At 37.1% G+C, this 25123-nt stretch carries 46 protein-coding genes and 1 pseudogene; 43 read left to right on the top strand and 4 right to left on the bottom strand.

Annotation, left to right across the window (positions count from 1 at the left end; genetic code table 11):
* The first annotated feature begins 85 nt into the window (after window positions 1–85).
* Window positions 86–1012, top strand: coding sequence for a sigma-E processing peptidase SpoIIGA (gene spoIIGA, locus UFO1_RS12500; protein WP_038671229.1), 927 nt, complete (start codon window positions 86–88; stop codon window positions 1010–1012).
* On the top strand, window positions 1003–1740 hold the full coding sequence (sigE, locus tag UFO1_RS12495) for an RNA polymerase sporulation sigma factor SigE (protein WP_038671227.1): 738 nt from the start codon (window positions 1003–1005) through the stop codon (window positions 1738–1740). The genes spoIIGA and sigE overlap by 10 nt, the downstream gene beginning before the upstream one ends.
* Here sigE and UFO1_RS12490 read toward each other — a convergent pair.
* Together UFO1_RS12490 and UFO1_RS24790 are read right to left on the bottom strand one after the other, a co-directional pair.
* Window positions 1737–3140, bottom strand: a complete 1404-nt coding sequence (locus UFO1_RS12490; protein WP_158442826.1) for a recombinase family protein — start codon at window positions 3138–3140, stop codon at window positions 1737–1739. The two genes, sigE and UFO1_RS12490, sit on opposite strands and share 4 nt — an antisense overlap.
* A 60-nt stretch (window positions 3141–3200) precedes the next feature.
* Window positions 3201–3377 carry a ribbon-helix-helix domain-containing protein gene (locus UFO1_RS24790; RefSeq protein ID WP_158442824.1) on the bottom strand — a complete coding sequence of 59 codons (177 nt, stop codon included), beginning with the start codon at window positions 3375–3377 and terminating at the stop codon, window positions 3201–3203.
* 210 nt (window positions 3378–3587) lie between these two features.
* Here UFO1_RS24790 and UFO1_RS25995 point away from each other — a divergent pair, with 210 nt between their 5' ends.
* Both UFO1_RS25995 and UFO1_RS25260 read left to right on the top strand, forming a co-directional pair.
* Window positions 3588–3812 (top strand): helix-turn-helix domain-containing protein, encoded by a 225-nt coding sequence (locus UFO1_RS25995; RefSeq protein WP_071842015.1) that lies wholly within the window; start codon window positions 3588–3590, stop codon window positions 3810–3812.
* A gap of 198 nt (window positions 3813–4010) precedes the next feature.
* Window positions 4011–4151, top strand: coding sequence for a hypothetical protein (locus UFO1_RS25260; RefSeq protein WP_158442822.1), 141 nt, complete (start codon window positions 4011–4013; stop codon window positions 4149–4151).
* A gap of 52 nt (window positions 4152–4203) precedes the next feature.
* Here the strand turns inward: UFO1_RS25260 and UFO1_RS12485 are convergent, their stop codons facing one another.
* Window positions 4204–4569 carry a helix-turn-helix domain-containing protein gene (locus UFO1_RS12485; RefSeq protein WP_038671225.1) on the bottom strand — a complete coding sequence of 122 codons (366 nt, stop codon included), beginning with the start codon at window positions 4567–4569 and terminating at the stop codon, window positions 4204–4206.
* A gap of 243 nt (window positions 4570–4812) precedes the next feature.
* Here UFO1_RS12485 and UFO1_RS12480 point away from each other — a divergent pair, with 243 nt between their 5' ends.
* The 28 genes and pseudogenes from UFO1_RS12480 to UFO1_RS12365 all read left to right on the top strand — a co-directional run bounded on the left by UFO1_RS12480 (window position 4813) and on the right by UFO1_RS12365 (window position 16608).
* The gene (locus UFO1_RS12480) at window positions 4813–5016 is read left to right on the top strand and encodes a helix-turn-helix domain-containing protein (RefSeq protein ID WP_038671224.1); all 204 of its coding nucleotides are present in this window, start codon (window positions 4813–4815) and stop codon (window positions 5014–5016) included.
* Window positions 5017–5019: 3 nt separating this feature from the next.
* Window positions 5020–5175: a hypothetical protein gene (locus tag UFO1_RS25255; RefSeq protein WP_158442821.1), complete on the top strand. Its 156-nt coding sequence runs from the start codon at window positions 5020–5022 to the stop codon at window positions 5173–5175.
* 90 nt (window positions 5176–5265) lie between these two features.
* On the top strand, window positions 5266–5457 hold the full coding sequence (locus UFO1_RS12475) for a hypothetical protein (protein ID WP_038671222.1): 192 nt from the start codon (window positions 5266–5268) through the stop codon (window positions 5455–5457).
* Complete coding sequence (locus UFO1_RS12470; RefSeq protein WP_038671220.1) at window positions 5454–5735, top strand: hypothetical protein; 282 nt, start codon at window positions 5454–5456, stop codon at window positions 5733–5735. Before UFO1_RS12475 ends, UFO1_RS12470 begins: the two co-directional genes overlap by 4 nt.
* Before the next feature lie 88 nt (window positions 5736–5823).
* Window positions 5824–5988, top strand: coding sequence for a hypothetical protein (locus tag UFO1_RS25250; protein WP_158442819.1), 165 nt, complete (start codon window positions 5824–5826; stop codon window positions 5986–5988).
* A gap of 90 nt (window positions 5989–6078) precedes the next feature.
* Complete coding sequence (locus UFO1_RS25245; RefSeq protein WP_158442817.1) at window positions 6079–6240, top strand: hypothetical protein; 162 nt, start codon at window positions 6079–6081, stop codon at window positions 6238–6240.
* 208 nt (window positions 6241–6448) lie between these two features.
* On the top strand, window positions 6449–6736 hold the full coding sequence (locus UFO1_RS12460) for a hypothetical protein (RefSeq protein ID WP_201771018.1): 288 nt from the start codon (window positions 6449–6451) through the stop codon (window positions 6734–6736).
* A gap of 19 nt (window positions 6737–6755) precedes the next feature.
* Window positions 6756–6905: pseudogene (locus tag UFO1_RS25765) on the top strand (AbrB/MazE/SpoVT family DNA-binding domain-containing protein); the annotation flags it as partial.
* Window positions 6906–7009: 104 nt separating this feature from the next.
* Window positions 7010–7321, top strand: a complete 312-nt coding sequence (locus UFO1_RS12450) for a hypothetical protein (protein WP_038671214.1) — start codon at window positions 7010–7012, stop codon at window positions 7319–7321.
* Between the two features lie 303 nt (window positions 7322–7624).
* Window positions 7625–8383, top strand: coding sequence for a hypothetical protein (locus tag UFO1_RS12445; protein ID WP_038671212.1), 759 nt, complete (start codon window positions 7625–7627; stop codon window positions 8381–8383).
* A gap of 228 nt (window positions 8384–8611) precedes the next feature.
* Complete coding sequence (locus UFO1_RS12440; RefSeq protein WP_038671210.1) at window positions 8612–9028, top strand: single-stranded DNA-binding protein; 417 nt, start codon at window positions 8612–8614, stop codon at window positions 9026–9028.
* Window positions 9029–9113: 85 nt separating this feature from the next.
* Entirely contained in the window at window positions 9114–10388 is a 1275-nt protein-coding gene (locus UFO1_RS24090; RefSeq protein ID WP_051788928.1) for a DUF5651 domain-containing protein, read from the top strand.
* A gap of 128 nt (window positions 10389–10516) precedes the next feature.
* Window positions 10517–10921 carry a hypothetical protein gene (locus UFO1_RS12430; RefSeq protein WP_038671208.1) on the top strand — a complete coding sequence of 135 codons (405 nt, stop codon included), beginning with the start codon at window positions 10517–10519 and terminating at the stop codon, window positions 10919–10921.
* A 36-nt stretch (window positions 10922–10957) separates the two neighbouring features.
* Entirely contained in the window at window positions 10958–11242 is a 285-nt protein-coding gene (locus UFO1_RS12425; RefSeq protein WP_038671206.1) for a hypothetical protein, read from the top strand.
* Window positions 11243–11331: 89 nt separating this feature from the next.
* Window positions 11332–11721 carry a hypothetical protein gene (locus UFO1_RS25565; RefSeq protein WP_038671204.1) on the top strand — a complete coding sequence of 130 codons (390 nt, stop codon included), beginning with the start codon at window positions 11332–11334 and terminating at the stop codon, window positions 11719–11721.
* The gene (locus UFO1_RS12415) at window positions 11718–12191 is read left to right on the top strand and encodes an ASCH domain-containing protein (RefSeq protein WP_038671202.1); all 474 of its coding nucleotides are present in this window, start codon (window positions 11718–11720) and stop codon (window positions 12189–12191) included. The genes UFO1_RS25565 and UFO1_RS12415 overlap by 4 nt, the downstream gene beginning before the upstream one ends.
* Complete coding sequence (locus UFO1_RS12410) at window positions 12188–12421, top strand: hypothetical protein (protein WP_144390884.1); 234 nt, start codon at window positions 12188–12190, stop codon at window positions 12419–12421. Before UFO1_RS12415 ends, UFO1_RS12410 begins: the two co-directional genes overlap by 4 nt.
* The gene (locus UFO1_RS12405) at window positions 12421–12684 is read left to right on the top strand and encodes a hypothetical protein (RefSeq protein WP_038671198.1); all 264 of its coding nucleotides are present in this window, start codon (window positions 12421–12423) and stop codon (window positions 12682–12684) included. The genes UFO1_RS12410 and UFO1_RS12405 overlap by 1 nt, the downstream gene beginning before the upstream one ends.
* Complete coding sequence (locus tag UFO1_RS25450) at window positions 12681–12857, top strand: hypothetical protein (protein ID WP_173406220.1); 177 nt, start codon at window positions 12681–12683, stop codon at window positions 12855–12857. The genes UFO1_RS12405 and UFO1_RS25450 overlap by 4 nt, the downstream gene beginning before the upstream one ends.
* Complete coding sequence (locus tag UFO1_RS12400) at window positions 12844–13041, top strand: hypothetical protein (RefSeq protein WP_038671196.1); 198 nt, start codon at window positions 12844–12846, stop codon at window positions 13039–13041. Before UFO1_RS25450 ends, UFO1_RS12400 begins: the two co-directional genes overlap by 14 nt.
* Window positions 13038–13418: a hypothetical protein gene (locus UFO1_RS12395; protein WP_038671194.1), complete on the top strand. Its 381-nt coding sequence runs from the start codon at window positions 13038–13040 to the stop codon at window positions 13416–13418. Before UFO1_RS12400 ends, UFO1_RS12395 begins: the two co-directional genes overlap by 4 nt.
* On the top strand, window positions 13415–13558 hold the full coding sequence (locus tag UFO1_RS25240) for a hypothetical protein (protein ID WP_158442815.1): 144 nt from the start codon (window positions 13415–13417) through the stop codon (window positions 13556–13558). Before UFO1_RS12395 ends, UFO1_RS25240 begins: the two co-directional genes overlap by 4 nt.
* Complete coding sequence (locus UFO1_RS12390) at window positions 13555–13785, top strand: hypothetical protein (RefSeq protein ID WP_038671192.1); 231 nt, start codon at window positions 13555–13557, stop codon at window positions 13783–13785. The genes UFO1_RS25240 and UFO1_RS12390 overlap by 4 nt, the downstream gene beginning before the upstream one ends.
* Complete coding sequence (locus UFO1_RS12385; protein ID WP_038671190.1) at window positions 13775–14014, top strand: hypothetical protein; 240 nt, start codon at window positions 13775–13777, stop codon at window positions 14012–14014. The genes UFO1_RS12390 and UFO1_RS12385 overlap by 11 nt, the downstream gene beginning before the upstream one ends.
* Window positions 14015–14018: 4 nt before the next feature.
* Window positions 14019–14522 carry a hypothetical protein gene (locus UFO1_RS12380; RefSeq protein ID WP_038671188.1) on the top strand — a complete coding sequence of 168 codons (504 nt, stop codon included), beginning with the start codon at window positions 14019–14021 and terminating at the stop codon, window positions 14520–14522.
* Between the two features lie 10 nt (window positions 14523–14532).
* Window positions 14533–15288 carry a ParA family protein gene (locus tag UFO1_RS12375; protein ID WP_038671186.1) on the top strand — a complete coding sequence of 252 codons (756 nt, stop codon included), beginning with the start codon at window positions 14533–14535 and terminating at the stop codon, window positions 15286–15288.
* 33 nt (window positions 15289–15321) lie between these two features.
* Complete coding sequence (locus UFO1_RS12370; protein WP_051788927.1) at window positions 15322–16275, top strand: ParB/RepB/Spo0J family partition protein; 954 nt, start codon at window positions 15322–15324, stop codon at window positions 16273–16275.
* Between the two features lie 24 nt (window positions 16276–16299).
* A complete protein-coding gene (locus UFO1_RS12365; RefSeq protein ID WP_038671184.1) occupies window positions 16300–16608 on the top strand; it encodes a hypothetical protein in 309 nt (102 codons plus the stop codon).
* A gap of 15 nt (window positions 16609–16623) precedes the next feature.
* Here UFO1_RS12365 and UFO1_RS12360 read toward each other — a convergent pair whose 3' ends face one another.
* Window positions 16624–16881 carry a hypothetical protein gene (locus tag UFO1_RS12360; RefSeq protein ID WP_051788926.1) on the bottom strand — a complete coding sequence of 86 codons (258 nt, stop codon included), beginning with the start codon at window positions 16879–16881 and terminating at the stop codon, window positions 16624–16626.
* 143 nt (window positions 16882–17024) lie between these two features.
* Here UFO1_RS12360 and UFO1_RS12355 point away from each other — a divergent pair, with 143 nt between their 5' ends.
* From UFO1_RS12355 to UFO1_RS12305, 11 genes are all read left to right on the top strand, one after another.
* Window positions 17025–17351: a hypothetical protein gene (locus tag UFO1_RS12355; protein ID WP_038671182.1), complete on the top strand. Its 327-nt coding sequence runs from the start codon at window positions 17025–17027 to the stop codon at window positions 17349–17351.
* Window positions 17352–17413: 62 nt separating this feature from the next.
* On the top strand, window positions 17414–17563 hold the full coding sequence (locus tag UFO1_RS25235) for a hypothetical protein (RefSeq protein WP_158442813.1): 150 nt from the start codon (window positions 17414–17416) through the stop codon (window positions 17561–17563).
* A gap of 14 nt (window positions 17564–17577) precedes the next feature.
* Window positions 17578–17766, top strand: coding sequence for a hypothetical protein (locus UFO1_RS12350; RefSeq protein WP_038671180.1), 189 nt, complete (start codon window positions 17578–17580; stop codon window positions 17764–17766).
* A 1-nt stretch (window position 17767) separates the two neighbouring features.
* Window positions 17768–17962 (top strand): hypothetical protein, encoded by a 195-nt coding sequence (locus UFO1_RS12345; RefSeq protein WP_038671178.1) that lies wholly within the window; start codon window positions 17768–17770, stop codon window positions 17960–17962.
* 192 nt (window positions 17963–18154) lie between these two features.
* Window positions 18155–18463: a hypothetical protein gene (locus UFO1_RS12340; protein ID WP_038671176.1), complete on the top strand. Its 309-nt coding sequence runs from the start codon at window positions 18155–18157 to the stop codon at window positions 18461–18463.
* 208 nt (window positions 18464–18671) lie between these two features.
* Window positions 18672–18929 (top strand): hypothetical protein, encoded by a 258-nt coding sequence (locus tag UFO1_RS12330; RefSeq protein WP_038671172.1) that lies wholly within the window; start codon window positions 18672–18674, stop codon window positions 18927–18929.
* A gap of 104 nt (window positions 18930–19033) precedes the next feature.
* Window positions 19034–19561 carry a hypothetical protein gene (locus UFO1_RS12325; protein ID WP_038671170.1) on the top strand — a complete coding sequence of 176 codons (528 nt, stop codon included), beginning with the start codon at window positions 19034–19036 and terminating at the stop codon, window positions 19559–19561.
* Window positions 19491–21359 (top strand): terminase gpA endonuclease subunit, encoded by a 1869-nt coding sequence (locus UFO1_RS12320; protein ID WP_051788925.1) that lies wholly within the window; start codon window positions 19491–19493, stop codon window positions 21357–21359. The genes UFO1_RS12325 and UFO1_RS12320 overlap by 71 nt, the downstream gene beginning before the upstream one ends.
* Before the next feature lie 105 nt (window positions 21360–21464).
* Complete coding sequence (locus UFO1_RS12315) at window positions 21465–21668, top strand: hypothetical protein (protein WP_038671168.1); 204 nt, start codon at window positions 21465–21467, stop codon at window positions 21666–21668.
* The gene (locus UFO1_RS12310; RefSeq protein ID WP_038671166.1) at window positions 21665–23185 is read left to right on the top strand and encodes a phage portal protein; all 1521 of its coding nucleotides are present in this window, start codon (window positions 21665–21667) and stop codon (window positions 23183–23185) included. The genes UFO1_RS12315 and UFO1_RS12310 overlap by 4 nt, the downstream gene beginning before the upstream one ends.
* Window positions 23169–25112, top strand: a complete 1944-nt coding sequence (locus tag UFO1_RS12305; protein ID WP_038671164.1) for a prohead protease/major capsid protein fusion protein — start codon at window positions 23169–23171, stop codon at window positions 25110–25112. Before UFO1_RS12310 ends, UFO1_RS12305 begins: the two co-directional genes overlap by 17 nt.
* The last annotated feature ends 11 nt before the right edge of the window (window positions 25113–25123 follow it).

The following is a 25123-nucleotide window of genomic DNA, read 5'->3' as shown; positions in this document are numbered from 1 at the left end:
GTTATAATAAGAATAACTTATGCTTTGGGACAATAGATTATTATAAAAAGAGTATTACCAACAAATTGATGGGATGGTAATAAATGTGTATATATATGCGGATGTGCTTTTTATTATCAATATAATGATGAATAGTTCGATACTGTTGTTGACGGCTTGGACAGCAGGAATTACATACAAAATATGGCGTATTCTGTTAGCAGCCGCAATTGGAAGTTGCTATGTCTTATTTAGTATGTTAGCGAACGCTGATATCTTAAATACAGCGTTCGTTAAGATAGCAATGTCCCTATTGTTAGTTCTGATATCTTTTGGTTATCAATCTAGACGTAAATTACTTTTACTTTTAGGATCTTTTTATATTGTATCCTTTATTTTAGGAGGAGCAATCGTTGGATGGCTATATTTTTGGCACACTAATCATCATATGGACACCTTCACAACAGTGCTTATGAAACTCTCTTGGGAAAATTTACTATTTGGAGGGTGCCTGGGTATTTTCTTAATTGTTAGCATTGTGCGAAGCATGCTGCTTGGTAAGAAACATTGCCAAAACTTATATCAGACAACAATTGAATATAACGGCAAAAAGGTTGACATTACTGCAATGCTCGATACAGGTAATGGATTATATACACCAGTAGGTCGCAAACCTGTAGTCATTGTTAACCAAGGTGCCTTGGAGCCAATTTTAAGTGAGGGAGTGGTAACTTATCTACGAGAAAATAGTCCTGATCTTTGGCTAACGAATCTAACCCAATGCACCGATATAAGGTGGCTGGACCGCACTCAAATTATTCCCTACCACGCAATTGGTAGTCGTAGCATGTTGTTGGCTTTTAAAGCAGACTGTTTATTAGTGGCGAGCAAGTCAGAATTAATAGAAGTTCATGATGTGATTATTGCTATTTATAATGGTGCTTTGTCTGGGGATGGGAGATATGCTGGGTTGCTGCATCCTCAGATAATAAATGAACTATACAAAAAAGAGGGGGCAAGTGTATGCGCATGACATGGTCTATAGTTAAAATAGTAATTAAACTTAAAATGATTGGTATATTACAGTGGCTTGGAATATTAGAAACGGATGAGGTTTTTTACGTTGGTAGTACAGAAGTTCTGCCTCCCCCTTTAAGTAATGATGAAGAAGTATTTCTATTAAATCGTTTGCAAAAAGGTGAATTAGGAGTAAAAAGTATTTTTATCGAGAGGAATCTACGCTTAGTCGTTTACATTGCTCGTAAGTTCGAAAATACAGGTGTTGGCATTGAAGATTTAGTCAGCATCGGTACCATTGGCCTAATTAAAGCTGTCAATACATTCGATCCTGTCAAACGCATAAAATTAGCTACCTATGCTTCAAGGTGTATTGAAAATGAAATATTGATGTATCTTAGACGCAATAGTAAAACAAGAGCAGAAGTATCATTTGATGAACCTCTAAATATTGATTGGGATGGAAATGAACTACTATTATCCGATGTATTGGGTACTGAAAACGATATTATTTATAAATCTGTAGAGGAGGAAGTCGATAAAACTTTATTACATGCTGCGATGAATAAACTATGTGGTCGAGAACGGCGTATTATGGAATTAAGATTTGGACTACATGATGATGGGCTAGAGCGTACCCAAAAAGAGGTAGCAGATATGCTAGGGATATCACAGTCTTACATATCTAGACTAGAGAAACGAATCTTAAAAAAGATGAAAAAAGAAATGATGCGGATGGGTTAATAATCAATAACAATATCTCCTTTCTTTAATATGAATTTAAGACCACTATCCAAGATTGCTTTTCTTTTTTGCTCAAAGGTTATAGCTTCCAAGATCGCAGCAGGGTTAAAAGTTGTTTTCTTTGGTTGCTTTTCTTTAAGCATAGATTGAGATATGTCTATTTCCTTTTTTATAGTTTGTAACTGCTGATCTGCAGCTTCTATTTCAATAGTTCCATCCGTTACCCATTTTGTTAAAGCGGACTGTCTTTGCCTTAATGTATCGATATGTTTTTTAATTTTTTCATTATCTACAATTTCAGTCTTTTTATCTGTAATTTCTATATTGTTTTCTGCAATATAAACTAATTCGTCCCATACTAACTCGTCGTACTCATCTGACCTTAGGAGCCTAGAGTCGCAAGGACGCTTATAGACGTTTTTTGATGAACAAGAGTAGTAATGGTAGGTGTTATTTTTTTTGTTGCTAGTAATGCCAATCATGGCGTATCCACAATGTCCACAAATAATCTTTCCGCGCAATAAATAGTCGTGTTTAACCTTACGTGCTGCTAACAACTTATTTTCTATTAATCTTTCTTGAACGCGTTCCCATTGATCACGAGTGACGATTGCAGGGACTTCGATTGGTATCCATTCAGAAGGATCACGTGCTATTTTCTGAGTCTTATATTGGCTAATTTTTTTCTCATAGATTTTAAAAGCTTGCTTTGTTCCTGCATACATCTCATTTTTTAAAATTCGGTACACAGTCCCTCCAGAAAAATCTTTACCTTTTTTAGATTTTATTCCCATTGCTTTTAATTTTATTGCAAGTGATATTGTTCCTAAGTTCTCACTTAAGTAAATATCATAAATTAGCTTAACTGTTTTAGCTTCTTCCTCATTTATAATATAGTTGCAAATAGTGTAATCATAATCGTAACCCAAAGCACGATCATTAAAAGTAAGTTTACCTTTTCTTGCTTTTGCTCTTTTACCGCTCATAGTACGTTCTCTAATTTTAGCTTTTTCGTATGCTGAAATTGCTCCTTTCATACTAAAGAATAAACGTCCTTCTGGAGAAGCGTCGTAATCTCCAGTCACAAATAGCAATTCAATTCCTGCTTTTTCAATTTCATCGGCAAGTATAAGCTGCACTGTTAAATTACGACTCATGCGGTCAGGATCATAAAACATTATCCTACTCACGGTTTTATCCCTGATGCTTTGGCGTAGCCTGTCCAATGCTGGACGTTCAATAAATTCGCCAGAATAACCGTCATCAACAAAATTTACTACATCTGTTATTCCCATTGATGCATAACGGTCTTTAGCTGATTTTAGTTGGGCATCAATAGAATAACCTGTCTTTTGTTCTTCTGTCGATACCCGAGCATATATAACATTAATAATAAACACTCCCCTCATTATTAATTATAATCTATTAGGATAAAATGTAAACAAAAAAGAACCTGCCAATTAACCTGGTAGGTTCTTTTTCTCAACTATGCCATACTTCGTTAATAAATAATCAAAAGCTTCCTCTGTCAATCGTGATATTGGTATCTTTGTTTCAGTAGATAATTTTCTAATTGAATCAATTTGCCAAATTGGTACAGTAGTACTAAAATGCCCTCTATGTTTTAATTCTCCCATGTATTCACCTCGTAATAATAATATCATTACAGGTAATAGTTGTAAGCTGACTTAAGCTTCATCTAGCTTAAGCAAATTTTTAAAAGAAAATCGTATGTCAAGCAGGAATTTGCCACTTTGTCCCAAAAGGCAATTATATGCCAATAAACGAATATTACAAAACGATAAGCGGGAATTACAAAAACCGACAAAAACTGTTATAATAAGACATTGACTTTATACCAGTGGAGGCGGTTTACTTTCAAGAAAAAACTCAGAATAGAGTCCCTTCGCATTCAAAACGGACTTACCATAAGGGGACTTGCTGAGTTGTCAGGTGTCTCTAAGACGGCAATTGGTGATATTGCAACAGGTGTAAAAACATCTATTAATAAAAAACAAGTGCAAGGATTTTGTAAGGCGTTTAATTGCAATCCTGAAGACTTGTTTGAGTGAGGATGATGTAAAATGAAAAACAAAAATACAAAGAACTCGCTTTATAGACCACCTTAATAATGGTGGTCTATTTTATATTGTCGAATTATAAGATAAACTGTATTAATTGTTTTTAAGATTTTATATTATTTTCATGGTATAATTAAATACAAATAGAACATATGTTCGATACAAAATAACAAGAGAGGCGCATTAATTATGGCAAATGAAACAATAGATAAAGAAGAATATAAACTTATTGACTTTAACGGTGAAATACCATGGTTAAGATTGCCGAATGGTACATATGCTGTTGACCCGTTGTATGAAAATAAATTTAAAAGCATTCCTATAAAATAATATATACATAATTATAAAAAATAAGAGGTACAGCTTAATTGCTGTGCCTCTTTTACTTTGATGCCCATAAATCTATTAACTTTTCAAGGGTTTCAGGAGAAAGCCCTTTTTCTCTAGCTTTTGCACTTAATACAATGTAAGGTGCATTTTCTTCATTAAGGACAAGTTTCATTAGTTTATCATCTACGTTTTCAAAATTATCAATTACGATACTATCTGCTAATAACTCGTCAGTAGAAACATTAAATATCTTCGCCAGCTTGGTAATATGATCAATATTTAGCCGTTTACCGTCTCTTCCAGTCTCTAAATTGTAGTAATACTGAGGCGTAATACCAAGCAAAGCAGCTATCTTATTGCCAGACCTTAAATTTTTATCTGTTTGGGACAATCTAATTTTTCTTATATTGTTTTCCATTTGTAAAAAATCACCCTAACATTTCGTTATTTGATTATATCTTATCCCATAAGGATAATAAAATCAATATCCCTATAGGTTAAAAAACAATAAAAAACTGCGTATTTTTAAGCTATAGGGAGATAATGCTTGCAAATACTCTCAAATACTATCCTTATGGCTTAAAATGATGATTGTTAATAGTAACCCATTGGGATACAATTCAACCATAAGGTTAAAACATAAGAAAAGGGAGTTGTAAACGTGGATAAGTTTTCTGAAGTTGTAGTTGAACAACTAAAAGATCAAAAGATTAGTATTCCTGACTTTGCCAAGCAAATAGGCTTTTCGGCTACATATACTTACAACTTGTTAAATGGTAATAAGCGATGGAACGCTGATTCAACGGCTATGGCATGTAAAGTTTTAAAACTAGAAATAGAATTTAAAAGAGCGGAAGGAGCGTAAGCTATGCCTGTAGTGGAAGTAAAATCAAGAAATAAAAATTTTAAAACTAAGCAAGAAGTAAAGTTTCAATACAGAATAGCAGGTATTTTATATAATGATCCTCCTGAGTCGTTTAAACAACATATAGGGCGGGTTATATCAAATGTTTTGTGTAGATAATTTTTTTTATTCATAACTGCGAAAAATTTAAATATTCCCCCAGTATAGAGTATGCATATGCATATGAAATTATACATAGGAGGTGAAAAAATGTTTTGCGCTAGATGCGGTAAACCAATATCAAGATTTGAACCGCGAATATGGGCTGTACTACCAGGAGGGAAGAAGATGGAGCCAACTTGCAGGGATGATCGTCTGTGTTGCAAACTAATTCCAAAACGTAAGCAAGCATCAAAGAAAACTAACCTAGTTAGAAGGTTGGCAATGAGGTATGCATTATGAATAAAGATTTAAGACCAGCACGTAGATTAATAAACGGCATGACACTCGAAGAGTTTAAAAAACGTTTTATCAAAGACCTAGAAGACGCAAAACGTAAAAAACTGCATAAAGAAGGTCATACGGATGATGAAATTGCCGTTTGTTGTGGTGTTGCAGTAAAGAAAATTACTAGATGGAGACTGGATATGAAACTTGCAGTTAATAGCGTAATACATGGTAAAAGTTTTAAAAGTGATATTGAAAGCAGAAAAAGACTAGGGCATAATCGCCAATTATAAAAAGGTTAGCTTGAATTAACTTATGCCTTAAACCGCGTGACCAAGACGCTAGGTAATGGAGATTATTTCGCACAGGGAGGTGATCGAAGTGTTACAACCGCGCAACGTCGTTAGTATCGGTGAATATAGGCAGATCCACAGAGTTAGCAAACAAACAAAGCCGAGTCAATGGAGTATTTTGTGGGATATGTTATTACAATTTGGAGCAGTTGCATGTTTTTTAATTGGTGCGTGTTTAGCTTTTGGGGCATAAAAAAAGACCACTTTGCAGAGTGGCCCTTAAGAAATCAGTTAATTGGATTGTATCACACCGTATGTGAGCAGTCAATGGGAGGACATTAGGTTGGAACATACATTGTATGTAGCGACGATAGTAACCGTTTCCTTTATTTCAGGTGTATTTGTAACCCTATTTTACGCGATAACTCAGATAGAAAAAAGAGGTTATAAAACAGGATATGATACTGGTTTTGATAACGGATATAACCGGGGTAAAAACAAATGAGCTTATACCAGAATCAAGGAGCATCATGTATTACTTGTGTGTGGCAAGAAGGAGCCTTAGAAGGTTTTATCAATGCTATACGCAGGTGCAAGAAATGCAGGAATAACGTTAATCGTCCAGGCTGGGACCCAAAGCCAAATGTAAAAATCCAATACATAAGCGTAATTAGTAGAAAAAGCGGAATTACCGTTAGAAAGGTGATTGAACCATGAAAATTACAAAAGGGAAGCGTAGAGGAAAGAACATTGAAATTGAGGAGATCCAAATGTCATCTATGATGTTGTTGCCGCCAAGAGCTGAGGTATGCCAAGAGTGTGCAGTGGATCATGACCCGTTATTTCCTCATAACCCACAAAGTTTGTATTATCAAATGAAGTTTCAAATGGAAAATGGGCGTGGTGCTACATGGGTTGATGCAATGGCTCATTGTTCGGACGAGATGAAAGAAATTTGGACGGAAGAATTGCAAAAAAGAGGAATAAATATTTCTAATTAAATAGTGAAGGGGAAATATGATGAAATCAACAGGTATTGTTCGTAAAGTGGACGAGCTAGGCAGGGTTGTAATTCCAATTGAACTTAGAAGGACCTTAGATATTGCTGAAAAAGATGCTTTAGAAATTTACGTTGATAGTGACCGGATTATATTACGTAAGTATGAGCCAGCAGTAGATTCACCAAGGGCATTGATTCGGGAGTTTTTAGAGTCAGAACAAGCTATCGTGTCGCCAGATCTTATTAACCGTATGCGTGAAGTGGTAAGTAAATAATGAGCGTATTAATGGACGCACTAAAACCTGGTACCTCAACTGACATTGTCACAGTATCATATGTTGAAAAAGTACCTTACGGTGAGTGGTTAGCTCAAAAACAATTGGAATACGAAAGTAAGTCAGGGCCTGTCAGTGTAAGAGTTGATAAGGATGAATGTGAACGTTTGCTAAGCGAAATTAGGGGGCGCAATAATGGATATAGTGCTGACCTTAATCGTAGTGTATGTAGCAGTGACATTCGGCAAGTACCTAACGTGGGGAAGGCAGCTTATATCCCAATGGCAGAGTACAAAAGCAATAGAAATTAAAACAATGTTAATTGACCAGATGGAAAAGACTGGGGACTAGTTTATAAATAAAAAACGCTTACAACTACGGCAAATAGTTGTAAGCGTTTCCTAAAAAGATCGTATGTAGATATAAAATCAACTTGCTTTAATTATACTCTACATACGACAAAAACTCAATAAAAAACGGCTCTCGAAGCCGTAATAAACTTGATAAAACTAATTAATCTTAGGACAAAACTATACACCTTATATGAGTAGTATATTCCATTCGTAAATAAATATACCTCAATAGGAAAAATAGTTGGAAATGGGAGAAATTACATGTCGTATAAAAGGAAAAGGATACAAGCTGGAAAGATAATTGACAACATCGATTACCACACCATTAGAAATAGCTCCGCTAAAAGGCCAAGAAGAGAAAACCAAAATCCTACATCAGGACCACAAGCCAAAAGCAATGAAAGAAGGGCATACGAAAAACTCTATTACCTAATGAGTGCCAACTTCCATGAAGATGATCTTTATCTTACTTGCACTTATGGTAAAGAAATGGAAGAACCAAAACCAAAAGAGGCAAAAAAGTTTCTTAATAAATTTCTTGATAAATTGCGTACCCAATGGAAGAAAGCAGGAGCCGTACTTAAATATATAGCGGTAACAGAACATAAGAAAGGCCGTATACATCACCACATCCTAATAAACAATATCGGGTTAGGCATAAAGCACATTAAAAAGTATTGGCAATTAGGATTCACAAAAATTCAGATGTTTGCAGGCGAACCAGAAGATCATGAACGCCTAGCAAATTATTTTATCAAAGAAAGTAACAACACTTTCAATGCATCAAATGCCGATGAAAAAGTTCATGGACTGCGGTGGACAAGTAGTAAAAACCTAATCCATCCAGTGCCGGAAATAAAGACAGTACATGCCAGTAGTTGGCGAGAAGATCCAAAACCAATCAAAGGGTACTATATAGCCTTTGTCAATCGCGGATTTACCGAAAATAATTATCCATACCGACATTACCGCATGATAAAAATACCAGAAGACGATCAAATAACTTTCAGAGGGGGATAAAAATGAAATGCATACCAGGACCTACTACAAGAGACTATTGCCTAAAATGCAACGGCAAGGGGCGGGTAGTTGGTTATATAAGTCCAATGGTAAATATGGAATGTCAGGAATGCGGTGTAACATGGCGTACATTATCATCACATTGCGAGATTTGCAAAAGACCAAGCGAAACCCCTTACTATACTGATTGTAAATTTTGTAAGCCAAAGAAAAAAGGAGGCGAAAAACTTGAACAAAGTAATCATAGTCGGGCGACTAACCCGCGATCCAGAAGTCAGATACACCCAAACGGGAAAAGCAGTAGCTTCTTTTAGTGTGGCGGTAGATACAGGGTATGGTGAAAATAAACGCGCTGATTTTATTCCTGTTGTAGTATGGGACAAGTTGGCCGAGGTTTGTGGAAACAACCTTACAAAAGGTCGTCGTGTACTAGTGGAAGGGCGTTTACAAATCCGTGATTATGAAAAAGACGGAATTAAACGACGTGCTGCTGATGTAGTTGCCCAAAACATAGAATTTTTAGATACCAAGAATCCATCAACCCATACAGCTGCATCAAGTAACGGTACTACTGCATCTGATAAAAAAAGTCCAATGGATAATTTTGGGTACGAAGTACTTCCAGACGATGAAATCCCTTTTTAGCTAAGCCCTCACGGCAGAGGAGCATAAAGAAAGCCCAACATCTCATGCAACGAGGGCATAAAAAATAAATTAATGGGGTGGAGAAATGAACAATTATTTATCAAGCAGTGAAAAAGCGCAATTCATACGGACCATATGCATGAGCGACGTTCTTAAAGATGCAATCGATATCTATGCAGGACTCGAAAGCACGGATAAAGCGTTTTTATCCGAACTACGGCACGGTAAAACGAGAATAAATAAAGCCATTGCTTACCGCCGTAGTGCATTAGATAAAGAAGCCGACGAAAAATTAACTGCTTCAGTAGCTAAATTGCATCCAATGTTTCTGCCTACACCTGAGGCCAAGAAAGCTCACAAAGAAATATTGGAACTACAAACTACGTTACCGATGAATGTAGAAGACTTTCAGGACTGGTACTCCTTTGTGATAGAGACAACCTGCAAAACTTGCACCAGGGCGGATTACGAAGAGTGCCCGGCACGTAGGGTTTTAAATAAATATGAAGTATTTCCGTTTGATCCTGAGGCAAAAAACAAATGCCAGTACAGTTATGCCATGCCAGAAGAAAACGAGATTGCCAGTCTAGGAATTGTATCTGCCGTTACATCTAACGACACCGGGGAAACCCTAGCAAAAATACAAGATGATTGTGAATGTGTAGAACTGAGAGAAGCCAAGCAGCAAATTAACATAATGGAAAATGATTATAAAGCCCTATATGAAAGGAATAGAAACCTTATTCAGCAAGTGGAAGAATTAACCATTGAACAAATAAACGATAGCCTTGAATGTGATAGCGAAGAGGAAACAGGCGATTACATGTCAATTGAAATTCTACTCAACACTGGGGAAAAGCCTTCAATGTGTCTGCCAGCGCGAATGGTTGAATGCCTCATGGAAGAAATTAAACGTCCCAATCGTTTAACACGTAGCATTTGCTCTCAGCATGTAAATGACGAATTAATAACAATTGATATGCAGAATGTTGTCGCTATACATGTAACTGGACTACCGGAACTAGACTGGATTAGACCGCAGCCAGTATATGAATATACAACAGAACAAGAAAGGTACCGCGTAGAGTGTAAATGTGGAGCCGAGTATTTTTGCAATATGAATCCTAGTAGACCAAAAGCCCGCTGCCGTGATTGTCAAAGTATTGTTTACGCGGATCGAGGGGCGGGTAAGGTAGTTGATCCATGTAATACAACAGGGGCAACATTATTAACAAATCGTTACTATGTTGAGGACAAGCCAAAAGTTAGTGAGCACATAGAAAATTCTTCAGGGCATGATCTAAGAGAGATTAGTAAAAATAATGGGCGTGGTTATAAAGATCCATGCAAAATCCTATAAGGCCAGACAGGGGCGTGAGTGAAATGGGGAGATCGCCTGTAATATGTTGCTTCAAATGTGATGTTTGCGGAGAACATTACCGTATATTAGATAAACATAATTGTAAAAAGAAAAAAAGGAGAATGAACATGAAAGGATATGTTTCTTATACAGAGGTAACTAAGGCTATTTTAGATAGTTTGCAAGTAGGTGATTTAGTAAAAGTTAGCGACTGGAAAAAGCCCATGGAGATAAAAGGTGTATCAGAAAATTACGCTGTAATGGTGCAAAAGAACTTCGGGGATACATATTATTCAGTTATCGAAAAGAAACCTCGTACTGCAGGGCAACACAACGCCATGCGACAAGGGTTTTTCCACTGCGGTAAAGATGACTATATATTTGGTGCTACGGAATTTAAATATAGGTTTGATGATGTCGAAGCGGTAACAAGCTATTTAGCCGAATTTGAAAAAGGTGAAACGCACTTATCGGAACGTACTGCAATTACTATTTCACAGTTGCAAGTTAAACATAGAACGGTAAAAAAGTAGGGGTTATATACATTAGAGCGTAAGGGAGGGTTACTAATGGAAACAGATGTAATTGAAAAGATTGAAAAAGGTGAATGTATGGTAGCTGTATGGCCTTTCGGTAGAGAACATACCACACCAGAACAAAAACAATTAACGGATGAATTAATGAATCATGCAAGGCTGGGATTAGAAGCCGAAAAAAGATTGAAAATGCTTATGGCTGAATGGCCTAAAGACTTAAAGGTCCCTGAACCTTTGCAGTACCTATTTTGCTACCGAGAATTCTTAAAACTGATAAATGAAGACTTGTTACCGCGAATTTTGGAAAATGATAAATAATTGCTCTGTAAGTTTGAGGATTACAAGGCACATGGTTGGCCTGCATGAGGATGGTAGGAAAGAGGTTATATTGGGGAGGGCGGGATAACATGGCAAAAGATTGTGAAATAACGATAAGGTGTACAGTTAAAGGGCCGGATAACATGAGAACGTTAAGCGAGATCATTGAATCAGCGAAAGACGGCAAAATGCCAAGCTATGAGGAATGCTATTGGGCAATGTTGTGTTATGAATCTATGTTCAATACAGACCATAGAGCATTACGCGAGGCGTTGTTAAATGAAAAACCGCCTCAAGAATTTATTCGTAAGCTTAAAGCTGATAACTCATTCAATATGTATAAAAATGCTCTTAATAAGCCTCCTAAAGAATTTTTAGGGCCGAATAATGACCCTAGTAATCCAGGGTATCAAGAGTTTAGAAAAATAGGGAAAAAGCTTATTGAAAAATTCATCAACAAGGATGGTGAAAATTCATGAAAGCAATAACCATCCTGCAACCGTGGGCGAGTCTAATTGCCTGCGGTGCAAAGCAGATAGAGACTAGATCATGGTCAACTAAGTATCGGGGTAAGATTGCGATTCATGCGGGACAAGGTTGGGGGCAGTGGCAAAGAGATATTGCTTTTACAGATACTTTTAAAAATGTCTTGCAGTTCCCAATACTAGGTAAATATTATGGTGCAGTCATTGCAATAGCCAACCTAGTAGATTGCCTCAAAGTAGTTGGAAGAATATCGCTTACAATAGGCGATCAGAAGCGTGTTGCTGCCATATTAGAAAACGATGTAAAGGTAATGGGAAATGAATATGCATTTGGTGATTATACACCAGGTCGTTATGCGTGGATATTAGCCAACATACAAGCAATAGACCCAATACCAGCTAGAGGGCAGCAAAGGCTTTGGAATTGGGCGGGTGATACCGCCTTTCATGGGGAGGGAGAATGATGGCATTTATAGGAGTAGTAAACATTATAGAACGCAAGAAAAGACTACATTGTGGTTATAAGGTTAGATTGGGTAGTTCCGTGAAATTAGCTAGTATTTGTAATCAAGTATGGACGTTAGATGATAAAACATATGAAGCTAATTCGTCAGAAGTAACATGTAAGACTTGCTTAAAAGTGTTAGCCAAAGCAGATGAGAGTGGAAGAGTTGACTTTGGGAGGAAACGGTGATGGATGCTAAAACAGCAGCAGAAATTATGCGCGGTAATTGGTCAAAGTTGAAAGTAAGGGATATTCATAAAACATATGATGAAATTGCCGACTTCATTGAGCAACAAGAAATCTACGCTGAGCTGGGGCGGTTGGTGGTTGGATGTAACAATGGTATTTGCCACCACCTACACTACAACGAAAAATGGAATGCTTGTAGGCAATGTTGTGGATTTAAAGCTTGCCAAAAACGAGCCGAATTACTGGGGGAGGGACAGAAATGAGTTGTAAATGCGCTACATTTGATCCTGAAGAGGGACGTTATTCTTGCAGTGTTAGTGGTGATGGTTGTGTGTTTTTATATAATCCTGACTCTAAGAGGTGCGCGGAGTTGTATGGCGAGGGACCAGATGCTGAATTGCTGGCGGAGGGGTGTGCAGTAGATGAAAGAACATGAATATATTGCAAGGCAACGCTACAGGAATGACCCGCAATATTATAATCTTGTAAACTTCCTCGAAAAGTTTATGAATGAAACCAAAATATCACCTAATGAGATCCATGATGCTGTTAATTTAGCAGCAGATGTGCGTAATATGGTTGAGTATACGTTTAGAAAAAATGCGAGGTGTAAACGATGAAAGCTGATTATGAGCAAATAGATCAATTCATTACCAGAGAGCAGGTATTAGCAGCTAAAGGTCATGAGTTAAGCCTATTAGTAGCAAAGCATATCATGCATGATCATATAACTATTATTTCAATCCATAATGACACAGGTTGCCAGGATATCGAATCATGTAAAGATTACGCACTAGACATTGCAGCAGCATGGGAAATCGTTAAAAAGCTTAAAGATGATGGATTACTGATAATTATGATTGATACTCCAAAAGACTATTATCATTTTAGGGTTTTAAAAAATGGGAATGGCTGGCGTGGATATAAATCAAAAACGGCACCAGAGGCAATATGTAAGGCATCCTTATTAGCCATGTTGGAGGTAGAAGCGGGATGATTATCGCATATTGCAAAAAATGCAGAAAGAGGCATGAAGGAAATGATTTTGGGGTTCTTATGGAAAATGACATAGTGGAATGTCATTCATGTTCTGATGATGGTAAATTTCATCTAGAAGAATCAGGGGAATGGAAATGAACGAGAAATCATTAAAGAACATGGGATCACTGGAACTTATGAAGCTGGCAAAGCTAGGACAAGCCACAGAAAAGGGACTAAAGGTAATTGTAGAAAGTATCCCATGCAAAGGAATCTATCGTTCTAGCCCATGTAAAGAAAAAAATACCTATACACTTGGATGTGCGTTAAGGTATTTCTGTGAATTAAAGACAAAAGAAAAGGAGGCGGCTATACATGATAAGTAATCCATATCCTTCAAAGGGAACCGCTAAGAGTGGAGCTAAGGTATATGCAGCAAATAAAGGATTAACTAAATTTATTTTAATAGTTGACCCAGAAAAGAAATGGTACTTATTCTCCGATGAAGATAAAGCACCAGAAGCAAAAATGATAGTGTTTGGAAGATTCCAACTCGTGAAAGGAAAATGGCGTGATAAAACACCTCTAGCAAAGGTAACCAAAGGAGACGTTTGAAAAGATGGAAGGTGAAAAACTAGTCCTTGTAAATAAAGTAGCAAAGAATATCCTATCAATTGGTCAATTCGGATTATTTCAAATTCATGAACTGAATTTAATTGCAACACATTGGTTTATGCTCAGTGTTACCGAAGATCAATTTTGGAAAATCCAGTGCAAACTAGAAGCTAAGCAAAAAAATGTTTGGCTGTATAAAGGTAAAGATGAAATGAGAGTCTGCACAGGTGCAAGCGAGGATGAAATATATGCACTGTATCACAGTATCGTATGTGAACAATCAAAACCTATCAACAGAACACACTTGACCTTTGGAAACATTGAACTATTTACCGACGACTCAAACTATATAGGCGTTCCTACAAAATACCTTGAAATGATAGATTACCCACCAACTGTAAAAAGAACTCCAGGAAGAGAAAGTGTAGTAGTCGATGAAGTCCACGTCTTCACAGTAGTGAGTAAAGAACATACTGAGTCAAAATTTCTAAAACAATTAAGTGTATAAGGAGGCCCACATGGAAACAACATCTATCGTAAACAACAAAGGCGGCGTAGGTAAAACAACAACAGCCGTAAATCTAAGTCATATTTTAAGTCAATATTTTAATAAAAAGGTGCTTTTAATAGATTTAGATCCACAAGGTAACGCGACAAAATTCCTTGAGATGCAGCACCATAATGTAACTATTGCCAATGTATTGACCGAACGAATAGATATTAGAAATGCAATTTATCATACAGAATATGAAAACCTTGATATCATTACAGCCAATAAAGAATTAAAAGATGCATTTGAAATTATTACCAAGGACGACAATATTATCGGGAAAAATATGATTTTAAAGAATGCATTAAGCCAAGTACAGAATGAATATGATTTTTGCTTTATTGACAATTCGCCATATCTAACCATTGGTACAGATAATGCATTGGTCGCCAGTGACGAAGTGATTGTACCATTAAACATAGACATCTATGGATTTTGGGGACTAAATCAGCTTACAGACCTAATTCAAACGGCAAGAGAAACAAACCCTTCTTTATTCTTTCGAGGTTGTCTAGTGACCAAGTATGTAAAAGATGAAACGAGCGAGGAATACCGGGAAGGACTAAAAAATCAAGATAATTACCCTGTCTTTGCTACACACATTCGAGATACTAAGAAAATGAGAGAGAGCACATTTTCTAAAGAACCGATTGCCGAATACTCGCGCAGAAGTTCCGCGGCAGTTGACTATATGAAACTAGCCGAAGAATATCTGAAAAGTTAATGTATCCAATTTGGATACAAAGGAGTGAAAACGTTGAAAGAAAAGAAAGTGGGCATTAAAGAATTATTAGGACTTGACAAGCCAATCAACGAAAATATTAAACCAAATGTAAAAAACGAATCAGATCCTTTTGAAATTATAAAAGTTAGTGTATTTGATATAGTTCCAAATCCAAACAATCGATATAACGTAAACGATATTTTAGACCTGAAAGATAGTATTGAACTCTTTGGCGGAGTACAGCAAAATCTCATTCTAAAACCGATAGAGGGTACTAAAAAATATGAAGCTATAGCAGGGCATAGGCGGAGACTTGCATGTATAGCCCTAGTAGAAGAGGGAAAGGAAAAATATGAATTTGTACCAGCAACATTAAAAACTAATTTTGAGAGCATTAAAGAAAGAATTTTATTAATACATACTAACTCTACAGCTCGTGTCCTATCAGACTGGGAAAAGACTGAGCAATTAAAAGAATTAAAAATATTATTCGCTGAATATAAAAAAGAACATAATCTACCAGGACGCATTCAGGAATTGCTTGCCGAAACGTTAAACATATCCAAAACACAAGTAGGCAGATATGAACGGATTGATAGTAATTTAACCGAAGAATACAAAGAAGAATTTAAAAAAGGTGATATAAATTTCTCTACTGCTGCGGAGCTTGCAACCCTTTCAGTGGCAGATCAAAAGGCAGTATATCAAGACCACAAAGAAAAAGGCACAACGAAATTAAAAGATGTGCAAAAAGCCAAGCGTAAACCAGATGAATTGGTCATAGAAAATTCACAAATAACGATCAATGCAGCTAAAAAGATAAAAGGGAATTTAGAACAAAGATTAAGCATAGCCGAGCATGACCGAAAGAATGAAACAGGAGAAAAGACAGAAAACACTGAGTATATAAGGCTTTTAAATCTTTGCATAAAGACAGTAGATAAAGAAGTCTTCGCCGTCATGGGAGCAAACATGTTTCAAGAATGAATTACGGGCGGGTGATGTGAGAATATGAAGTGTGAACAATGGTTTTGCCAAAATTGTAGAATATTAATGATCTATCATACCAAGGAGCGAATACATGTATGTCCTAAGTGCAAAACTAAAGTTTACCCAAACGACGAAGATGCAGACAGAAAAATAAATGATGAGATTTATAAATTAATGAAAGAGATGGCACCAACTCATAGACAAACAGAAGTAAAGCCTGTAGGGCCATGGGTATTGGGTGGAGGGAGTAACTCTAGCGGAAATAAAAAGCCTAAAAGCACTAAAAAATCCCTATCAGAATTAAATAATAAATTATATGAAAGTAGATAAAAAGAAACGTCTACCTTAATTGGTGGACGTTTCTTTTTTTATCCATTGAATTTCATAGCCCAACACATTTGCAATGCGGAAGACTTTCCATAAAGGGATTGTACCTTGTTTTAATTGTCTAGTTATAGCCTGTGGCGTATCTGAAGTACCGTATTCTTCATTTAACCGTTTAACAATATCAGATACATTTGAACCTGCACCAGCAATTTGTTTTTTTATTTCAAATTCAATTTCCCTAGCTTCATTATCTGGCAGCTTATCTGTTTTTGGCATAATAAACATCCTTTTTATTTTCATTGTAACAAATTTAATCATCTTTGTAAATAAATAAACATAGATGATTAAAAAGCATTGACAATATAAACATCTTAGATTATAATTTAAACATAGAAGTTAAATAAACGGAGGCAGTAAAGATGGAAATAACGCGAGAAATTTTAAATCAATTGGGCGGAAATAAATTTATAGCAATGACAGGCAGTAAAAACTTTTTGGCTGATGGCAATACACTAAGAATGACACTTGTCAAGAATGAAAGTAAAGCAAATCGCTTATTCATCACTTTAGATGAAACTGACACATATACAATGAAGTTTCTTAAAATTACAGCTGGTAGAGTTAATAAAAAAACGTATGAATGGACCGATGGTAAAAACGAAGTCATTCAAGAATTTAACGGGGTCTATGAAGATCAATTGCAAACTATTTTTACAAGTATAACCGGCATGGATACGCACCTATAAAGATTGCAAGCTGTTGCGCCCTTCGGGGCGCAGCATTCAAAAATATAACGGAGGCGGTAAAGATGGAAACATTACAGAGTAAAGGCGATTACTATTTAAATAAATATGAGTGTGGATATTATGCGGTTGAAAAAATAAATAGAAGTATTGGGAAGACATTGCTATTCACTAAAAATTATGATGAAGCTATAAAATGCTTTAATGATTTATAAAGGAGAGTTAAGTAATGAAAATAAATCAAGAATTTTTAATGAGTCACAAATTGTCAAAAACTCCACGCTTATTCAAGTACTTAGGTCAAGACTTAAAATACTTCGATGATTGTTGTAACCATATGGTATTAGAGGTAGCAACAGGAGAAATTAATTACATAGAACTAGAATGGTTTAATCAAAGAATAATTAAGGAGTGTTGAAATGAAAATTGGCGAAAGAGTTACAACAAAATATGGTTCCGGTACAATTAAAGCAATGGAAGGACCATATGGGACACAATCAAACCCGTGGTATCGCTATGGAGTACTTCACGATATATTTCCTTTATCGGTTCCAAGGATGTTTAAAAATGACATTATGTATTTTAATAAAAAAGAGTTAAGAGCCGCAAATTAAGGCGGTTTTTCTTTTATATTGTGACGATAAATAATTTAAAACTAAGTATAGACACAACTTTACAAATATGAGATAATCAAGTCAATTGGTACGGACTCTAAAAGGTTTACATAACGTGACATACAGACTCATCCTTTACGGATGGGTCTTTCTTTATGCCCAAAATGACTAAAATATTAGGATGATACTGCAATGCAAAAGAGAGAGGTAATAAGGCTCACGGGAAAGCCGTTAGCAAAATTAAATAAAGAAATTCATGAACGCGACAATTACACCTGTATTGTACCAGGCTGCAAGTGTCGCGTTCCTTTAGGAGAAAAATTTCATCACGAACCATGCGGATCATACAAGGAAGACATAAAGGAAAAGGGTTGTACACTATGCTATAAACACCATCAACTCAGAGAAAATCGCCAACATGCAGAAGAAATAAAAGGGCATTGCCGCAACTATTTAAGCGAGTTGTATCCTGACGTATGGGCTTGTATTTATACCTATTAAAATAGAGAGGTGGTAGTGTGATTGTAAGGTGTGGAGATAGAGAATGTATATACTATACTAGCAAAGAGTGTACAGCTCCTGAACTTGACCATACTGCGGAACGCTTTTGTACTATGGGGCGAAGGAAACCCAAAGATGAAACGCGGGAGTTAATGCGAGAGAGTGAGCCGAAGGGGTATAAGCGTGGAAACAAGTGGGTGAGTAACTAATGGCTGAGCATGATAATGGTGTATGTAAAAGGTGTCAATATAATTTCAGAGTTAATCTTTGTAATAATTGTCCCGAATATAAACAAGCTGTTAGATTGGCTATGAACCGTATGGCAACTGGTGGAATATACACAGGCGATTACCTTTACCATAGGGAACATAGCAATGTAAATCCTGTATTTATAACCATTAACAAGACACGGGAAATGGGTAAAAGTGAGTGTGCGGGAGATAATATTATACATTTTATGGAATAAAAGGTACTCCCTAAGCGAAAAACGACCGAAGGTCGGAAAACCCCGCCATTTCCTCGCATAAAAATTGTTTTTTTAGGTTGACATTCTGACAAACGGAGGTAACGATGGTTGTAAAAAAGACTGAAAAAAATAATATGGAAAAAGCAGACAGGACTTTTGTTCATAGCACTTCAGACACTTGTATTTTTTTTGGTGTTACTCGTGAAACTTTGTCAGGTTGGGCTAAGAAAGGAGCACCTAAAGAAGGTCGCGGAAGCTGGGACATAAAAAAACTAAATGAATGGCTTGGAAAAGGGGCTACGACTGGCAACGGGGAGCAGAAAGTCCTTAGTGATGAAGCAAGAAAATTAAAAGCTGATGCTGATTTCAGGGAAATAAAATCAGAAAAAGAAAAGATATCCCTTGATAAAATTCAAGGAGATTTAATAAAAATTGATGATGTACAAATGGAATGGGCTTCTAGGATATTAGAATTAAAATCAGGTCTTAGGCAATTCGAAAAAAAAATAGCACCACAAATTGCAAATCAATCAATAAGAGAGGTGGAAAGGGTGTTGCGTGATGAAGTCTACTACCTCCTCGAAAGTTATAGCCGCGACGGAGCGTACACGCCAAGGAAGGGTAAAACCTAACTGGTCTGATATTGAGAAACAAGCATGGAAACCACCAGAACGACTGACAGTATCCGAGTGGTCAGATAAATATAGAATTCTCGATGGTAAAACATCAAATGAAGCTGGGCCGTGGAGAACTGAACGTACCCCTTATCTAAGGGAGATTATGGATCAGTATAATGAGCCTGAAGTCGAGGAGATAGTATTCTGCAAAGCTTCACAGATCGGCGGTACTGAGGCTCTTATGAATGTGCTAGGGTATATCGTTGACCAGGACCCAAGCCCAACAATTATCATATACCCTATTGACGATCTCGCAGAATGGACCAGTGAAAACAGAATACAACCAATGCTGGAAAAATCACCTGCATTGAAAGAGAAATTTATAAAAAATAAGTCCAGTAAATGTGAATTGCAATTTCCAGGAATGTACGCAGCGTTGATTGGATCTAATAGTCCAGCTGATTTGGCAACGCGTCCATGCCGATATATTATTTTTGATGAGACGGATAAATTTCCTCAGTTTGCTGGTCGCGAAGCTGGTCCAATACCACTAGCCAAAGAACGTACTAAAACATATAAAAATAATCGAAAGATATTATATTGTTCTACGCCTACACTAATTACAGGAGCTATTTGGCAGGAATTACTTGACTGTGATGTAATCCGGGATTACCACGTTCCATGTCCGCATTGTGGACATGAACAGACATTGAAATTAAAGGGTATTAAATGGCCAAAAGGATCGACAGCAAAAACTGCTAAAGATACAGCCTGGTACGAGTGTGAGCAGTGTAATGGAGTTATAAATGATAATCATAAATTAAATATGCTTAAAGCAGGCAAATGGAAAAACCGACAATACACCGTGAATACGGTAAGGAAGGTCGGCTTTCATATTAATAGTATCTATTCACCGTGGTTGACATTTGGTGATGTGGCAGCAGAATTTATTAAGTCAAAGCCATTTCCTGAAAAATTTATGAACTTTGTAAATTCTTGGTTAGGTGAACCATGGAAAGATGAAGTTAGCGAAAATAAGTCAGCTGATTTATTAAAACAACAACATCAATGGGAACGTGGCATTGTTCCCGATGGAACTCAACTCATAACCGCAGGAGTTGATATTCAATTAAATCACTTTTGGTATGAAATCAAAGCTTGGGGACCATATGTAACGGGTAAGCTAATAGAGTATGGGAGGATAGAAAATTGGTTTGAGTTAGAACAGGTTATAATTGATCAGAAATATTGCAATGAAGATGGTGAGCCGTTCATCGTTAATCTAGCAGCTATTGACTCGGGTTTTAGAACTGATGAAGTATATGAATTCTGTTCACGATTTCCTGAAGTATGCAGGCCCGTTAAAGGTTCATCAAAACGTCTGACAGCACCATATAGCGTAACAAATATTGATAAAGATGGATATGGTGGACTAAAGTTATGGATTGTAGATGGACACTTTTTCAAAGATATGTTATTTGGTAGGATGCGTAAAGACCCTACAGACCATGGAAGTTGGAGCATATTTAAAGATTGCCCTGAAGAATATGTTGATCACTTAACTAGTGAGCAGAAAGTCACGTTGAAGGATAAACGAACAGGGGAAATAACAGAGGAATGGCAAAAGATAACTAGTGGATCTGCTAATCACTTGCTTGACTGCGCAGTTTATTCTGCTGCCGCTGCTGAAATGTGCAGAGTGAGATACTTGCGACCGATTAAAGATGAAGAAAATGATATTGACGAAGAAAAACCAGCTACTCAAAATTCGGGTGGCTGGTTTTCTAATACTAGTAATTGGTTTAATAGGTAAGAGAGAGGAATATAAAAAGGTAAGTAATTATTTTGCTAATAATGCACAACAAATTAATGATGAAAGTAATGAATAGTTAAATAGCAGTGAAAGGAGGTGAAACTATTGGCAATAACATTACAAGAACAACTTAATAATGTACAAAAAGCAATTGCAGATGCTGAAACCGCTATCGAATATCGTACTAGTGGCAGGCTTGTTAGACGATCAGAACTACCAGCACTGTATGCAAGGGAAAAAGATCTACTAGCTCGCATAGCTAGTCAGTCAGGAGATAATCGTACATACTGCCAGTGGGATAGATCATGAGTTTTATAGAAAAGGCAATTGAGTTAGTATCACCAAGTTGGGCTCTTAAACGAGCATGGGCAAAGGCCGGTATTAATGAGGTTAGAAACTATGATGCGGCAAGAACTGATAGGCTCGGAAATGATTGGATAACAGTTGATGGCACAGCCGAGCAAATAGACCGCCACCAACGTGATATTATTCGTAAAAGGGCTAGGAATTTGGAACGCAATAGTGATCTTGCGGAAGGTGTTGCGAGTGCATTAGACCGTAATGTAGTAGGTACAGGAATTAAACCACAGCCAAAAGTCCGCAAAAAATCAGGAGAACTGGACGTAAAAACGAATAAAACCCTTGAAACACTATGGAAAATATGGGCAAAACCGCAAAACTGCGATATAACTGGGCAAAGTGATTTCTATGAATTACAGTCACTAGCGATTCGGCGCTGGTGCTATGATGGCGAAGCTTTTTTTAATAAGACTTCTGAAAAAGCAAAAATACCGTTTCAGTTACAAATGATGGAGCCAGATCGAGTAGGCAGTATGAATCTTTCATATATGGATAATGCCATATTATCGGGCGTAGAGGTTAAAGATACCTTGCGACCCGTCGCATATTGGTTTTATCATATAGATCCACAAGGATTTCAAACATATGAGCCTTATCGTATTGAAGCTAAAAACATGATCCACTTGTGGAAGAAGAAGCAAGCAACGCAGGTACGTGGAATATCAGAATTAGCGCGAGTAATGCAACGCATTCATAACATTGATGAATACCTTGATGCAGAAATGATTGCTGCAAGGGTAGCGGCTTGCTTTGCTGCTTTCGTGGAAACGGATGACGGACAAACTACTGGCAGAACAATGACAAATGATAAAGGTCAAAAGCTTGATAATCTCACACCAGGCATAGTGCAATATTTGCGACCAGGGCAAAAAATGACCTTTGCTGAGCCAAAGCGCAATGCTGGTACTGCTCGTGAATACGTAGAAATACAATCAAGAAAGACAGCTGCTGGTGTTGGTCTTTCTGCTGACGTTGTAACCCGTAAAATTGATGGTAATTTTTCTGCAGCACGTCAAAACCTGCTGGAAGATAGAAAAACATTCATACCGATACAACGTTTTTTAATTACACACTTTTGCCAGCCTGTCTGGGAGGAATTTATTACAGCTTGCGTATTAGCGGGTCTGATAAATGCCCCAGACTTTTTTAGTGATCAAGAACGATACTTTGATTGCGTATGGGTAACACCTGGATGGACGTGGATTGATCCGCTAAAAGAGGTTAATGCAAGCAAAGAGGAATTAAAAGCCGGTATTACAACGCTTGCAGAGGTTTGTGGGACGCAAGGCAAGGACTGGCAGGAGGTTTTAGAACAGGCTGCAACTGAAAAAGCAATGGCTGAAGAATTAGGACTGGAATTAGATATTTATATACAAGATCAACAGCCGTTAGATCCTTCACTATTCGAAGATCCGCCAAATCAAACAACGAAAGGAGTTGGTGCGCAAGATGGCGCAGAGGAATAAAAACCCCGCATGGGGCAATAAGGAACCGTTGCAACGTAGTATGACATTCGAAAAAGCAGGTATTGATATTGAAAAAAGAACAGTTCCTCTATCTTTTTCGAGTGAGACTACGGAAGTAGTTAGATGGGGAGATATTGAGATACTTGATCACTCTCCAGGTGCTTGCGATTTGACTCAATTAAATAGCATTGGTGTACTGTTATTTAATCATAATTGGGACTTACCGATAGGTGGAATTGAGTCCGCTGTTATTGTTAATTATCGAGGAGAAGCAGTAGTTAGATTCGACGATGATGAGGAAAGTGATAAGTACTTTAAAAAAGTAATTAGTGGAACTCTGAAAGCAGTTAGTTGCAGATATAGTGTTGAACCAGAAGATTGGGAATATGTAGAGGCTAATGCTATGTCTAGTGATGGGCGCTTTGCTGGACCTTGTTATGTTGCCCGTAAATGGAAGGTTATTGAAATATCTATTGTGACTATTCCAGCAGATTCATCTGTTGGTGTTGGTAGAAGCAAGGAACTTACTGTGAGTTGCGAAAAATGCGGTAATATTCCTTGCGATTGTAATTCAGAAGAAGAAATGAGGAGTGATTTTAATATGACACCAGAACAATTGGCCGCTATTGAAGCAGAAAAAACAAGAAAAGCACAAGAGGCTGCGGATGCTATTCGCTCTGCCGCCATCGAGCAGGAAAGAACACGTACCACTGAAATTACGACCATGTGTCGTAATTTTGATGTTGATCCGTCAACATATATCACTGAAGGTAAAACAGTCGATCAAGTTCGGTCTGCAATTCTTGAAAAAATACAAGCAGAAAGAACAGCAAGACCTAACTTCTCTGTCGGCGCTGACGAAGCCGATAAGTTCCGAGCAGCCGTTACTGATGGACTTGCTATGCGTTGCGGCTTAACTAATGAAAAACCAGCAACAGGAGCAGAAAATTTCCGAGGTATGAAGCTTTTAGACCTTGCTCGTGATTGCTATGAACGTCAAACAGGAAAACGTGCAGGGTACAATGATCCTATGGGGCTTGTGCGCGACGCAATCACTGGAACTTCTGATTTTCCTAATATCTTGGCTAACATCGCCAATAAATCAATGTCACAGGCATACAATGCTGCACAAACTACATTTCAGACTTGGACACGTAAAGGTAGCTTGTCTGATTTTAAAACAGCTACCAGATTGCGCCTATCTGAAGCAGACGAATTGAAGCCATTAACAGAACTGGGTGAATTTAAACACGCTGAAGTCAGTGAAGGTAAAAGCACTGTTCAACTCGGCACGTATGGTCGTAAATGGTCATTATCTCGCCAAGCTATCATCAATGATGATATGAGCGCATTATCTACTTTACCTAATAAGTATTCCATGGCGGCTAAGCGCATGATTAATCGCATGGTATATGATATTTTAAACAATAATGCTGCTATAACATTAGACAATGTAGCACTGTTCCACGCTAACCATGGAAATTTAACAGGGACTGGTACTGCAATGTCGGTAATTTCTTTAGGTGTAGCCGCTGCTTTGATGCGTAAACAACAAAACATTGGTAAAAAAGAATATTTGAACATTGATCCTGAGTTTTTAATTGTTCCAGTTGATTTAATGGTAACAGGGTCTCAACTTATAGGTTCAAGTGTTGATCCTACTAAATCAAACCAGACAATGAATCCATTTTTCAATAAATTAACTTTAGTTTCTGACGCTATGCTAACAAATGCTACAGGATGGTACTTAGCGGCTAACCCTGGACTAGTAGATACTATCGAGGTCAATTATCTTAACGGCGTAGATACCCCAGTTATGGAATCGCGTGTTGGTTTTGATGTGGACGGTATGGAGTACCGTATTCGGCATGACGTTGGCGTAAGTGCGCTAGACTTCCGTGGATTCTATAAAAACGTAGGAGTGTAATAAATTAAGGC

Origin of the sequence: Pelosinus sp. UFO1 (genome assembly GCF_000725345.1) — a bacterium.
Taxonomy (GTDB): Bacteria; Bacillota; Negativicutes; order DSM-13327; family DSM-13327; genus Pelosinus.
The sequence above is the reverse complement of the archived record's forward strand: the minus strand, read 5'-3'. Positions and strand labels throughout refer to the sequence as shown.